The 13,316-nt window shown below is 44.9% G+C and carries 13 protein-coding genes and 1 tRNA gene; 9 read left to right on the top strand and 5 right to left on the bottom strand.

All coding sequences use genetic code 11. The annotated features are described in order from the left end of the window. Positions 1-52 precede the first annotated feature (52 nt). Positions 53-1,090, bottom strand: coding sequence for a polysaccharide pyruvyl transferase CsaB (gene csaB, locus N4J56_RS13990; RefSeq protein WP_410500496.1), 1,038 nt, complete (start codon positions 1,088-1,090; stop codon positions 53-55). Between the two features lie 260 nt (positions 1,091-1,350). Here csaB and N4J56_RS13985 point away from each other — a divergent pair, with 260 nt between their 5' ends. From N4J56_RS13985 to hisA, 3 genes are all read left to right on the top strand, one after another. Continuing rightward, positions 1,351-1,683: a DUF2499 domain-containing protein gene (locus N4J56_RS13985; protein ID WP_106166563.1), complete on the top strand. Its 333-nt coding sequence runs from the start codon at positions 1,351-1,353 to the stop codon at positions 1,681-1,683. A 55-nt stretch (positions 1,684-1,738) separates the two neighbouring features. Beyond that, entirely contained in the window at positions 1,739-2,056 is a 318-nt protein-coding gene (locus N4J56_RS13980) for a DUF3593 domain-containing protein (RefSeq protein ID WP_317107003.1), read from the top strand. 124 nt (positions 2,057-2,180) lie between these two features. Continuing rightward, complete coding sequence (gene hisA / locus N4J56_RS13975) at positions 2,181-2,954, top strand: 1-(5-phosphoribosyl)-5-[(5-phosphoribosylamino)methylideneamino]imidazole-4-carboxamide isomerase (RefSeq protein WP_317107002.1); 774 nt, start codon at positions 2,181-2,183, stop codon at positions 2,952-2,954. Between the two features lie 15 nt (positions 2,955-2,969). Here hisA and N4J56_RS13970 read toward each other — a convergent pair whose 3' ends face one another. After that, entirely contained in the window at positions 2,970-3,902 is a 933-nt protein-coding gene (locus N4J56_RS13970) for a bifunctional helix-turn-helix transcriptional regulator/GNAT family N-acetyltransferase (RefSeq protein ID WP_317107001.1), read from the bottom strand. Positions 3,903-4,170: 268 nt separating this feature from the next. On the opposite strand from N4J56_RS13970, the gene N4J56_RS13965 reads away from it, so the two are divergent. The 4 genes from N4J56_RS13965 (at position 4,171) to N4J56_RS13950 (ending at position 8,993) form a co-directional block, all read left to right on the top strand. Continuing rightward, positions 4,171-4,521 carry a hypothetical protein gene (locus N4J56_RS13965; RefSeq protein WP_317107000.1) on the top strand — a complete coding sequence of 117 codons (351 nt, stop codon included), beginning with the start codon at positions 4,171-4,173 and terminating at the stop codon, positions 4,519-4,521. Positions 4,522-4,720: 199 nt separating this feature from the next. Continuing rightward, entirely contained in the window at positions 4,721-5,734 is a 1,014-nt protein-coding gene (locus tag N4J56_RS13960; protein ID WP_317106999.1) for a hypothetical protein, read from the top strand. Between the two features lie 275 nt (positions 5,735-6,009). Beyond that, positions 6,010-6,528 (top strand): 5-(carboxyamino)imidazole ribonucleotide mutase, encoded by a 519-nt coding sequence (purE, locus tag N4J56_RS13955; protein ID WP_317106998.1) that lies wholly within the window; start codon positions 6,010-6,012, stop codon positions 6,526-6,528. A gap of 839 nt (positions 6,529-7,367) precedes the next feature. Next, on the top strand, positions 7,368-8,993 hold the full coding sequence (locus tag N4J56_RS13950; protein WP_317106997.1) for an ammonium transporter: 1,626 nt from the start codon (positions 7,368-7,370) through the stop codon (positions 8,991-8,993). Here the strand turns inward: N4J56_RS13950 and N4J56_RS13945 are convergent. Further along, a complete protein-coding gene (locus tag N4J56_RS13945; RefSeq protein WP_317106996.1) occupies positions 8,977-9,183 on the bottom strand; it encodes a hypothetical protein in 207 nt (68 codons plus the stop codon). The genes N4J56_RS13950 and N4J56_RS13945 overlap by 17 nt on opposite strands. A gap of 44 nt (positions 9,184-9,227) precedes the next feature. Between N4J56_RS13945 and N4J56_RS13940 the strand changes: the two genes are divergently transcribed. After that, positions 9,228-10,634: an ammonium transporter gene (locus tag N4J56_RS13940; protein WP_317106995.1), complete on the top strand. Its 1,407-nt coding sequence runs from the start codon at positions 9,228-9,230 to the stop codon at positions 10,632-10,634. A gap of 699 nt (positions 10,635-11,333) precedes the next feature. Beyond that, a tRNA-Pro gene (locus N4J56_RS13935) sits at positions 11,334-11,407 on the top strand. A gap of 48 nt (positions 11,408-11,455) precedes the next feature. On the opposite strand, the gene N4J56_RS13930 is transcribed toward N4J56_RS13935, so the two are convergent. Both N4J56_RS13930 and N4J56_RS13925 read right to left on the bottom strand, forming a co-directional pair. Then, on the bottom strand, positions 11,456-12,235 hold the full coding sequence (locus N4J56_RS13930; RefSeq protein ID WP_317106994.1) for an ABC transporter permease: 780 nt from the start codon (positions 12,233-12,235) through the stop codon (positions 11,456-11,458). Further along, complete coding sequence (locus N4J56_RS13925; RefSeq protein WP_317106993.1) at positions 12,232-13,170, bottom strand: ABC transporter ATP-binding protein; 939 nt, start codon at positions 13,168-13,170, stop codon at positions 12,232-12,234. Before N4J56_RS13925 ends, N4J56_RS13930 begins: the two co-directional genes overlap by 4 nt. Positions 13,171-13,316 lie beyond the last annotated feature (146 nt).

Below are 13,316 nucleotides of genomic sequence, written 5' to 3'. Positions count from 1 at the left end.
CCAGTGACCAGTTATCAGGGAGCAATGACCAATGACCATCGACCATCGACTATTATTGCAAAACCTCCCGCAGTAATTCACGATGCATGTAGGCTCTGTCTACTAAAGACTGAATTTGGTCTGGGCTTAAAGGGTCGCCGTTGGCATAATGTTCGATCCAAGTTTGGCTGATAGTATTGGGGTCGTCGGGAATGTGAGCGACATCCCATCCAGGTATAGATAGTTCTGCCATCAGGCGATCGACTTTTGGATCGTAACTGATGGCAAAACAGCGACAACCTTCCGCAGCTGCCATAATTAGGCTGTGAAAGCGCATTCCAATTGCCATTTCTACGCCGCGAAATACGCCTTTTAAACTTTTCGGATCTTCGAGGTAGAGGATTTGATTTGCCCCTGGTAATTGCGGCTGAATCGCTTGAGCGATCGCTAAGTCTTGCGATAGTTGAAATGGCACTAATAAAATGCAGGTGTCTGTTGCCCGTTGAAAATCAACTAAAGCGCGAGTCAAATTAGCAAGGCGATTGGGAGTTAATTGTGGGTGCGATCGCAAAGTCACGGCAACTCTCGGCGCTGGTAAATCCCACAACCCAGGTGTATTTCCGGCTTCCAACGCCCATACCGGATCGGGTGCTTGCAGATGGGGAATCTGCCAATCGGTCAGCAAACTTGCCGAACCGCGATCGCGGACGCTCACCCCCGTACAGCCAGCAAATGTCTGTTTTGTCAACCACCGGGTTAGAGGACTTTTTAAAGGACCAATTCCCTGCGCCCAAGCCATAGTTTTTAACCCTAACTTTTGCGCCATAGTCATTAATCCACCGTAGTAAAACGGGCTGATGGCACTGGTAGAATCTTGCATAATGCTGCCCCCACCCCAAATAAAAGCATCAGACTGCTGCAAAGTTTTCCACACAGGAGAAACAGCCATGCGATCGCAAGCTTCTACTTGATAGCGCTCCTGTGTCTGCGCCGGATTACCAGACAGAACAATAGGTGTGACATGTTTAGGTAGCATTTGCAACAGTGTTGCTAGCAACGCCTCATCACCGCCATTACCTTTGCCGTAATACCCGCACAACACCACCCGTATTTGCCTCACATCATCACCCCGTAATCTTGACTTAATCCAAACTTGATAAAAACTTTATAATATATTGGCTATATGTTGGCAGTTAACAGTTGTCAGTTAACAGTTATCAGTTATCGGCGATCGCTGAAGGGCGGTAATAGGTAATGGAGCGTTAGTCATTGGTCATTTGTCAGGAGTCGGGAGTCAGGATTTTCAATTTCTTTCTCCCCCTTGTCTCTCTTGTCCCCTCACTCCTCACTCCTCGCTCCTCACCCCTCATCATGCACGCACTATCAATTCCTACCTGGATTATTCACGTCTCTAGTGTCATTGAATGGGCGATCGCCATTTGGTTAATTTGGAGTTATGGCGAGGTTGTGGGCAACCGCGCTTGGTATGCGTTTTCTCTGGCAATGCTACCAGCTTTAATTAGTGCCATGTGTGCCTGTACTTGGCACTTCTTCGACAATGCCAAATCCTTAGAATGGTTGGTAATGCTTCAAGCTAGTATGACTTTAATAGGAAACTTCACGTTATTAGCTGCTGGTTGGTTGCTATGGCGTTCGACGCGATCGCCAGTAATGCGATCGCATAGCAAGATTTCTTCTAAGTAGAAGGATAATAATTAAACGTACAATACATTTGCCTTCTGCCTTCTGCTTATCTCTAATGATTTCAAAAGAAACCCTTTTCGCACTCTCTCTGTTTCCCTATCTAGGCTTTCTCTGGTTTATAACTCGCTCTCAACAACTGCCGCGTCTAGCATTATTCGGCTTCTACGGTACTTTGGTATTTGTCGCCGTCACTATCCCCGCCGGAATTTACGCCCAAGTCCATTACGGCGAATCTCTTGCCAATGTTGACTGGTTGCATGGTAGCGCTGAAGTATTTTTAACTCTCTCTAACATTTTGATTGTTTTGGGTTTTCGACAAGCTTTGAGGAAGGGAGTAGGGAGTAGGGAGCAGGGAGCAGGGGAAGAGAGCTGAGGAAGCGCTCGGGAGCTGAGGAGATAAAATAACTAACTGGTCACTGGTCAGGAGTCACCGTCACCCCACATCCCACACCCCACACCCTACACCCTACACCCCATTCTTTACTGATAACTGACTTATGGATCTTTTTCCTGCCATAGATTTACTTGAAGGTCGCTGCGTGCGACTGTATCAGGGAGACTACGATCGCTCCCAGGTTTTTCACGATAATCCGGCTGATGTTGCGCAACAATGGGCTAGCCAAGGTGCTACGTGGCTGCATATCGTCGATTTAGATGGTGCAAAAGCAGGCAAACCCGCTAACTTGGAGGCGATCGCCGCTATTGTAGAGGCAGTGTCAGTACCAATTCAAGTTGGTGGCGGATTGCGCGATCGCGCTAGCGTTGCCCAAATCTTAGAATTAGGCGTACAGCGAGTTATTTTGGGTACTGTAGCTGTAGAACAACCCCAACTAGTAGCTAGTCTATGTCAAGAATTTCCAGGGCAAATTGTTGTTGGGATTGATGCCCGTAATGGTAAGGTAGCTACACGCGGCTGGTTGGAAACTTCGGAAGTCTTAGCCGCAGATTTAGCCCAGCGAATGCAACAACTGGGTGCGGCAGCAATTATTTACACTGATATTCATCGCGATGGAACTCTTGCTGGACCTAACTTGGATGCACTACGAGAGTTAGCCACAAGTTTATCGATTCCCGTCATCGCTTCTGGAGGTGTAAGTTCTGTCACCGACTTACTCAGCCTCCTAGCTTTAGAACCTCTTGGCGTTACGGGTGCAATCGTCGGTCGTGCCTTGTATACTGGCGATATTTCCCTCACACAAGCTATACAAGCAGTCGGACAAGGACGCTGGCAAGATATCCCTCCAGATTTGGGATCGTCGGCTTTTGCCTAAATGACCAATGACACTCTACAACGTCAATTCCCACGTCTGCCCAACTAGATCTTGACCAAAGCTATGATGGGGTTCTTGGTGTACTAAGCGATATCCTGCTGCTTCGTAGATGCGACAGGCAGCAGATAATATGCTATTCGTCCATAACTCAATTTTTTCATATCCCGCTTGTCTGGCAAAGCGATCGCATTCTTTCACTAACCGCGTTCCAATTCCTAAACCCCTAGCTTTGGGTTCGACTAGCAGCAAGCGCAATTTGGCAACTGTGTCTGATTTTTTGACTAAAAATACAGAACCGACTATTTCATCGTCCTTTTCCGCAATCCAGCACCGTTCTTTTTTCGGGTCATAATTTTGAATAAACTCCGCCACAATCCTCGCCACTAGCGCCTCAAACTGTTCGTTCCAACCATATTCCCGAGCGTACAATACACCGTGGCGATGAACGATCCAGCCCATGTCTCCTGGTTGGTGAGAACGCAGTAAGTAAGGATTTTTGCTGTTGGATGCCGTACCTAATAATTCCTCAATCGTTTGCATTGCCTCAACCAAGCGGCTTCGATTGGCTACAGACATTTGACTCAACATCTCGCCAATTTTATGCTGCGATCGCTCGTTCAACTGGGTAAAAGCTTGCTGTCCCTGTTCTGTGAGCGAGATCGAGTTTTGTCTACCATCAGTTTCAGATGGTTGGCGATCAATTAATCCTTGCTGTGTAAAGCCACGCAAGATTCGACTTAAATAACCCGCATCTAACCCTAACTCTTTAGTGAGTTCGCTAGCTGTGGTGCGATCGCGGTGCGCTAGTTCGTAGAGAATCCGCGCTTCTGCTAGGGAAAACGGGCTACTTAACAATCCTTCTTGTAAAACACCAATCTGTCGCGTGTAGAAGCGATTGAAGCGTCGTACAGTTTCTATGTGCCGAACTTGCTCTGTCTGGGCTAGCATGACAACTTTTAGCTTTATGTTACTTAATTGACTTTAGCAAATATTTAGTTGCTTTTGTCAAACAAAATATTGCTGATAACTAACACAGCAAAGCGCGAAAAGGTTAGGACAAGCCAATCGACTACAAACTATGAGCCAAGACTTTTTCATCTGCTCAGAAGCTCTCTACTCCCTGCTCCCTACCATAACTGTATCCTGCGGTAGAAGCCTTTACTGCACCTTTCTTCGTAGGATTGCGTTCAGCTTCAAATCTTAGGAGGGTGTTTGTATGCAGTCCATTTTTACCAATTTTAAGCAAAATTTACAACGCAAGGTTTTATTACTAGCCGCGATCGCGCTATTGCTCGTTTCTGGTTTGTTTGTCTCTGAGCCTAGTTACGCCGCAACTCCCAACCAAAAACTAATCCAACAAGAACAAATGGATAAAAATAGCCAAGTTGGAACTGTGGATGTCGAGCAGCGCGAACAAGCTTATGAAGAGCAAGTAAAAGCAGCCAAAGATATCGACAAAACGTACGAAGACAATCTCAAAGAGTTTAAAAAATCTCACCCTGAAGAGAATATCGTTAATAAAGCAGTAGAGGGAGCAAAAGAGGCAGTCGAGAAGGTAACTAAATAATAGCGATCGACAAACGATTCATTACATAAGCAGTACCAAATTCATTATAATTGGTACTGCTTGAGCGATTTGAACTGAACTTTGTCATCATGCCACCTATGTAATTCAACTGTAATTCAACGAATATTTAGGTATTTGATACTACAATAATGCTATAAATACTATGACAAAAATTTTACTAAATGGATGAAGGCTAAGAATGCCAAACAGCACGATTCCCACAAAAAACTTTCAAGTTTGTTTAGGACTTACAACCATTATATTTGCTGTCGCAGCACTGCCTCAAACAGTTGTAGCAGCGGAATTTGAGAATAGACAAACTGCTGTAAAACAGCAAGAATCAAGAGAGCAAAAAACAGAGTTGCAGGCTCAGAATCATCGTCGCGATCTCTCCCATAATGCCAGCGATTTACAGCCGAGAAGTGAACCTACCTTAGCCGAAAAAAATATGGAGGCGCAACTTCTGGCTCAAGAAATTGACCTAAATACATTTTGTCGCAACTATCCCTATAATTCTCGCTGTACTAATCAGAACCCTACACCAGAGCGGGAACAGAAACAGCTAGAAACGCCAGCAGCAGAGAGTAAAACCAGCGGTTTTGCATTATCTGCCAAAGCAAGTACTCTAGGTTTTGGAATTGAAGGAACTGGAGCAATTTCACCTAATTTTAATGGTAGGTTGGGCTTTAATTACTTCGATTTCAGCATTGATACAGAGAAGAGTGATATCGATTACGATGCTGATATTCAGTTACTAAGTGCAACAGCATTAATAGATTGGTTTCCCTCCAGTCGCAGCGAATTTCGGATTACTGGCGGGATTGCTTATAATGACAACAAAGTTGATGCAACAGCGCGATCGGCAGCAACTTTAGATATTGGCGGGGTAGAATTTCCGGCGGCTGCGGTAGGACAATTGGAAGGAGAGGCAACATTTCCGAATACAATTTCTCCCTACATTGGTATTGGCTACGGTAATCCGGTAAAACGCGATCGCAGGTTTACATTTTCCATCGATCTTGGCGTACTATTTACTGGTTCCCCAGAAGTAGACTTGAATGCAACTGGTCCAGCGAGTTCATTACTTGATGTTCCGCTAGTAGGTTCAGTGTTGAATGATGCAATTGAGCGAGAAGAAGAGGACATAGAAGACGATTTAGATGGGCTAAGTATTTATCCTGTCCTCACGCTTGGCATTTCTTACCAATTCTAAAATCTTTTGCGATCGCCTTACATTTTGTACTAAGACTTAGCGATTAGAAATCGCGTCTACACAAACCAAGTCCGCGCAGGCGGACTGACAAAATTGGAGTCTTTAACCCGCGCACCATCCGGGTTTTATCTGTATAGTTGCGAATTCTATCTAAATTCCAGTGCCAATTTAGTTTATAACTAACCCTATCTCTCTATTTCTCGCCAAGTCGAACCAATGCATTCGGAGATCGGGCTTAGCCCCTCACTCCTCATCCCTCACTCCTCACTCCTCTTATGACTCAACCCCAAATTGGCATTATTATGGGTAGCGATTCCGATCTACCGACGATGCAAGATGCGATCGCAGTTTGCGAAGAATTTGCTCTGGCTGTAGAAGTGGCGATCATTTCTGCCCACCGTACCCCAGAACGAATGGTAGAGTATGCCCAATCTGCTCGCCAACGCGGACTCAAAGTCATTATTGCTGGTGCTGGCGGTGCTGCCCATTTACCAGGTATGGTTGCTGCTCTCACACCCCTACCCGTGATTGGCGTTCCCGTAGCTAGCCGTCACTTACAGGGGCTAGATTCCCTTTATTCAATCGTGCAAATGCCTGCGGGAATTCCTGTAGCTACAGTAGCGATTGGTAATGCGAAAAATGCTGGCTTGTTAGCCGTGCAAATTCTGGCAACTCATCAACCAGAGTTATTGACAAAGGTGCAACAATATCGCCAAAGCTTGGCAAATACTGTGATGGAAAAGCAGGCAAAGTTAGAACAGATAGGTTATCAAAAATACATCACTAATTTGTAGTCTATCATCTACGAGTTGGTTCTGAAAGTATGAAGAACAGGCATCTCAACCTGCCTACAAAAATTGGTATCAAATAACAGGTATCAAACAACAGGTAATATTACTACTCAAAGGGCGATTCCTTTTTTTGTTCGCTGCTTTACGTTAAGCCAGATAAGCGATAAATTGAATCCAAGCAGCTCGTAGCTCTGTTCAATACTTATGGCGATCGACAAGGGCTAACTATCAATTGAAACCACGGACATTCTAGTTAAGCATGAGTGATGTCTATGATGCAAAGGTAAGTGCAACCAAAATGCTTACTTACCTAAATATACTTAGTAATATGCAATAAAATATACTGAGATTTAAGGATCTGGACGGAGATAGAGCGATCTGAAGCCAAGTCACTGAGAGCGCATTAGTCCAAGCACTCAGTTTGGCTCAATCCCATTACTAGCAATACTTATGCCCTGGTTGCATTGTTTGAATTTTCAGGGCTGCATTTTGCTGTATCTAGATTTGTCAGGAAATCTTGATTTAATGTAACTAATGATACAGAATCAAAAATAGAAAAAATACAAAATCTTAATTCTAATACACAACAAGCTAATGGTTTTCACGGGTAAAAGTGTTGACTTCAATCTGCCCATACTGGTGTATGCATACTTTTTTGTAGATTTAAACCTACAGCTATGAGTAGCGCCAAGTTTTGTGGTAGTTAGCTTACAACTGAAAAAACACCACAAGATCGACAGCATCAGGTTATCGAGTTTAAATATAGCCGCTTCTGAATCGAGAATTGGTAGCTAATCAGCCACTTTATAGAGTTTTTGCCCGCTTGAGGATAGTTACAAGTGATGATGTTAAAACTAAGACCCAAAAATAAACGCAGAATAAATAGAAGGCGGCTGCCTGCTGCTGGAATGAAGCGTTTATCTCAGCATACATCTCTATTCACGCAGCTAAAGTTAGCGGTGAAGCGATTGTCTCCTTCTTGGCAGGCTTGCATTCCCCTAACAGTTGTTATTGTGCTGGCGTGGGGTTATGCCGCAATTGCCCAAGATGCCGCACCTGCAAGTCAAGATAAAGTAGCGGAGGAATTACAAAATCTCAAGGTAGGAATAGATACTCTTTGGGTGTGTATTGCTGCCTTTTTAGTGTTTTTTATGAATGCTGGTTTCGGTATGCTGGAAACTGGCTTTTGCCGTCAGAAAAACGCTGTTAACGTCTTGTCAAAAAACCTGATCGTATTTGCCCTTTCTACCGTGGCGTTTTGGGCGATTGGATTTGGTTTAATGTTCGGCGATGGCAATCCCTTCGTTGGTACGACTGGTTGGTTCTTAGCGGGAGCAGATAATAGTCCAGCGACGGCAGATGCATACAAAGGTGTGTTTGGTGCGCTCAACTGGGCAGGAGTACCCTTGCTTGCCAAGTTCTTGTTCCAACTTGTATTTGCTGGTACTGCTGCTACGATTGTTTCGGGTGCTGTGGCGGAACGGATCAAGTTTGTTGACTTCTTAATCTTTAGCGTATTGTTAGTCGGGATTGCGTACCCAATTACAGGACACTGGATTTGGGGTGGCGGTTGGTTGGCAAAAGCTGGATTCTGGGATTTTGCTGGTTCCACTGTAGTCCACTCTGTAGGTGGTTGGGCAGCTTTAATGGGTGCGGCTTTGCTAGGACCCAGGATCGGTAAATACCAAAATGGCACTTCAGTAGCCATGCCCGGGCATAACATGAGTATTGCCACTCTAGGCTGTTTAATTCTGTGGTTAGGCTGGTTTGGTTTCAACCCTGGTTCTACGATGGCAGTCAGCCCCAGTATTGCTCATATTGCAGTCACGACTAACCTAGCTGGTTCTATGGGTGGTATTGCTGCTACTATCGTTGCTTGGCTTTACTTGGGTAAACCTGACTTGTCCATGATTATCAACGGTATTCTGGCGGGTTTGGTAGCAATTACTGCTCCTTGTGCTTTCGTTAGCGTGCCTTGGTCGGCGGTAATTGGTCTAATTGCTGGTATCATTGTTGTTTTCTCTGTTACCTTCTTCGACAAAATCAAAATTGATGACCCTGTAGGTGCAACCTCCGTTCACCTTGTCTGCGGTGTATTTGGCACTCTGTGCGTGGGTCTATTTGCAGAAGGTCCAGGTGGAGCGCTGAACTTGTATGAAGATGGGTTGGGACCTACGAGAGGATTGCTGCTCGGCGGCGGCTTCTCGCAACTATGGGCGCAGTTTATCGGTATTATCACCGTTGGCGGTATGACTGTCCTGCTGTCCACTATCTTCTGGCTGGCGCTGAAAGCAACTTTGGGAATTCGCGTGACTCCTGAAGAGGAATTTGAAGGCTTGGATATTGGCGAACATGGTATGGAGGCATACAGTGGCTTTCTCAAAGAAACTGATGTGACTGGGTTTGCCGATACTAGTGCTACTAATATGGGTAAGCGCGCTGGCGATGTATCTAGCAATCCTTACTAAGCTTTTTGACTAAAACTTTTTCTAGTTCGTAGCTAGTTGAGTAAAAATAACCTGCTGTCAGTTTCAATTGAATTGAAACTGACAGCAGGTTTTTTATCGATCGCTCGTAAGGGGGATGACAGCAGGTAAAATGTATTTCTAAACACAGAATCATGGCTTGGATATTGATGGAACGGTATCCACGCGGCATAGATGAAATTGTTTTACAACTGTTGGAAGTCTAAGGAAAAATAAGTGTTGCAAAAAGTTTCGATCGCGATCGCGATTGTCTTTGGGCTAATCTTCTCCCTCGCGGGGCAGGCAATTGCTGCACCAAGCGACGCAAATGCAGCGATCGCCAATGCGCAAACCGCAGCAGATACGGCATTTATGCTGATGTCGGCTGCTTTAGTCTTGTTGATGACACCAGGACTAGCCTTTTTCTATGGTGGGTTCGTGCGATCGCGTAACATCCTGAATACGCTGATGATGAGCTTTTTATTAATGGCGATCGTCGGCGTGACTTGGATACTTTGGGGTTACAGCCTGTCTTTTGCCCCTGGACTACCTTTTATTGGTGGGTTGCAGTGGTTTGGGTTAAATGGTGTCGGGTTAGAAACCACCGACTACCTCAAAGGGACAAATCCCGTAGAAGTGCTGTCCTATGCCCTAACAATTCCCCATCAGGCATTCATGATTTATCAAGCCATGTTTGCCATTATCACCCCTGCACTGATTTCTGGGGCGATCGTCGAACGGATGAGTTTCACTGCTTACTCTTTGTTCGTGCTGTTATGGTCAACCCTAATTTATACCCCACTTGCTCACATGGTCTGGGCAAAGGGCGGCATGTTGGGTTTATATGGTGGAATGGGTGCGCTTGACTTTGCTGGCGGTACGGTCGTGCATATCAGTTCTGGAGTCTCCGCCGTCGTTGCAGCTTATGTTTTGGGACCGCGCAAAAGCTATCCCGACCGAATTGCTCCTCCCCACAACGTCCCATTCATTTTGCTCGGTGCGGGTTTACTCTGGTTTGGTTGGTTTGGGTTTAATGCTGGCAGTGCGCTAGCTTCCGGTGGCTTGGCAACAGTGGCATTTGTGGCGACAAATACAAGTGCGGCAGCAGCAGCCCTCACTTGGTTGATTCTAGAAAAGGTGTTGCGAGGTAAACCTACTGCTGTTGGTGCGGCTACTGGTGCTGTAGCTGGTTTAGTAGGTATTACGCCTGCTGCGGGATTTGTCACGCCTTTAGCAGCAATTCTGATTGGTAGTATTACCGCTTTAGTCTGCTTCTATGCCGTTACTTTTAAAGCAAAGTTGCAATTTGACGATTCCCTCGATACTTTTCCCGTGCATGGTGTGGGCGGAACAGTGGGCGCAATTCTCACGGGTATCTTCGCCACTACGGAAGTTAATTCAGCTGGTAAAGATGGTTTGTTGCGGGGAAATTTCAACCAGTTTATCGTTCAAATTGTTGCAGTTTTAATTGCTTACGCGATCGCCGCGATCGGGACTTTTATCTTAATGAAAATTTTGGATATTACTGTAGGACTGCGACTCAAACCAGAAGCAGAACTTCAAGGTATGGATATTAGCGAACACGGTGAAGAAGGCTACAATGAAGAGTTTGGCGAACGACTGTCATTTAACGAGCCACAGTGACAAATTATTCAAAGCGCAGATCGAATCTTTTTTTTAGTCTCGATTGAGTTAGCATCACAGTTCGATCTATCGCTGCCTGACGTGCGTATAGGGATTTAGTTATGCCATATCCCTATTTTTTGCTGCACAAAATCTGCATGAATCCGAATATTTTCTCATTGAAAAGCTAGGAAAAGCTTTGCGAATTAGATAGCTACCATATTTATACTGATTTTATTAGTAACTACTCTATCGGTTTTAGGGAAATTTACTGTTATCGATCTAAATTAGCGTGAAGTAGTCTGAAGAAGTGGACCAGGTTATAAGTTGCCTGAGCCAAAAAAGCTCAGGCGATTTCTTCTCGGTTTCTCGCGTAGAAAGATATGTATAATCAAGTTTTCCTGAGAGCCACTCTTGCTATTTCATCGCGCAAACAGTAAGCTGTTCTCTCTGTGAAAACTTTTACTTATTTTAGTCGATCCATGTACTTCTTTATATAGAAAATTTCAAACTTTACAGAAAAATTGAAATTCGATCGCAATGAATTAATAGATTAAGACGAGTTAATCGACTAGAAGTCAGCTATTACAAAGCTCTTTAAGCTGCTTCTTGCTCCCTATATTGTCCTTAGTCCCTGTCTTACCCAAGAACTAAATTCACTATGTGACAGGTATGTTAGAATGCTCTGAGGTTGAGTCATCTAATGACTCAAAACAATCGCGGGATGTAGCGCAGCTTGGTAGCGCACTTCGTTCGGGACGAAGGGGCCGCTGGTTCGAATCCAGTCATCCCGATTTTATCTGTTGCGATCGCTAGAAGTATTCTGAGATGGTCCAGTTCAACTATTGAATTAACTGCGGATAAATCTGTCGCCAAGCCAATACAGTAGAAACGCTCAACCACAATAGCAACCACACAACCTGTAAATACCAGAATTGAGGCAAGCCCAGCGACCAACGCAGCAGGTCAACTAGTGCTGATAAGGGTAAGATATTAGCAATATAACCCAACACTGGTGGTAGGGTATTGCGTGGGAAATAAGTGCCACACAGAGTAAACATGGGAACGACAAATAAGAAGATCGGCACGTTAATTTGATCTACAGTCCGCACCGTACCCGCAGTAAACAACCCTAGCGCACCAAATAGCATACTACCCAAGATAATTAAAGGTAGAGATCCCAGCAAATGCCAACCCGAGTATAGCCCTAAACTCATTGCAACTAGACCGGTCAGTATTCCTGCAATCGAGCCTTTCGTCGTTGCCCACAACCAATCGCCCAAGAAGACTTCAGTAAAACTTAGGGGTGCGGTGAGTAGTGCTTGCCATGTTTTTTGGTAACTCAAACGGATGAAACTACCGAAAGAACCTTCAAAAAAAGATTGAAAGAGTACTCCTACTGCAATCATGCCGGGAGCAATAAATTGTAAGTAGCTAACGGTTTGCCCTTGATAAGTTACATCGCCAATCAGAGGGGTTAAACCGTAGCCGAATGCAATTAAATAGATCAAAGGCTCGGATAATGGTGGCAAACTGTTAACTAACCAAGTTTTTTGATACACCTTGGCATGACGATGCCAAACTGAATACACGCCCCAAGCCGTAACTGAAATCCGTTTCATGCCAGTGCTGTTCCTGTCAGTCGTAAGAAAACATCTTCGAGATTAGTAGGACGACGAATGGGCGGAGTTGGAGTTATGATATGGAGTTGCTGCCAAAATTGGGGATCTGCTGGTAGCCCAAGCAAAAAGCTATTGCCAAATGGGTGATACCAAGTACCTGCTTGTTGGGCAATCTGTTGAATCGTAGATTCAGGAATCCCGATAATTTCCGCTACTTCTAAACCTACTGTACGTTCGATTAATTCTGCGGGCGTGCCGCGATCGAGAATTTTGCCCTGCTGGAGTAACAACAAGCGATCGCACAGCCGTTGTGCTTCATCCATATAATGCGTTGTCAACAGCACTCCGCAACCATTTTGTTTCAATTGCAATACCAAACGCCAAAAATCTTGTCGTGCATTTGGGTCGAGTCCTGTTGTCGGCTCGTCGAGAAATACGACTTGAGGGTGGTTAATTAACGCGCGTGCTAACACCAATCGCCGTTTCATTCCACCTGAAAGTTCGTCAACTAACGAACTACCACGGTCTTCTAATCCTACCAAAGCCAACAATTCTCCAGCACGTTGACGTGCTGCCGCTCCGGTAATTCGATAGTGGTGAGCGAAATATGTTAAATTTTCCCAAACTGTAAAGTCAGGATCGAGATTGTCTTCTTGGGTGACAATTCCCATTTTTGCTCTAGCTGCTCGTCCCTGCAACTGAATTTTATTTTGTCCTAACTGGACAAAGCCGCGATCGGGTCTGACAGAGCCATAAAGCATTCTCACAATTGTTGTTTTTCCCGCACCGTTGGGACCGAGCAAGCCTAAAATCTCTCCTGGATTGAGGGTGAAGTTGACTCCCTGCACGACTGGGCGATCGCGATAGGATTTCCATAAATCGTAGGCTGCGAGCGCTACAACTTCAGTTTGCGACGATCTGGCAATGCTAGTCATGAATTGTTGCACTGACTTAGGGCAGTTGTTGGCAGATAGCTCCAAAGAGTCGTGCTATCTTCTTTGTATTACATTGTAGTATATCAAGGGTGATTGTATGTCTAGCAGGGGAGATGATTCTAACTAATGGTAGAATTTTTTGTCAG

Source organism: Chroococcidiopsis sp. SAG 2025 (assembly GCF_032860985.1).
In the GTDB taxonomy this organism is placed as follows: Bacteria; Cyanobacteriota; Cyanobacteriia; order Cyanobacteriales; family Chroococcidiopsidaceae; genus Chroococcidiopsis.
The sequence above is the reverse complement of the archived record's forward strand: the minus strand, read 5'-3'. Positions and strand labels throughout refer to the sequence as shown.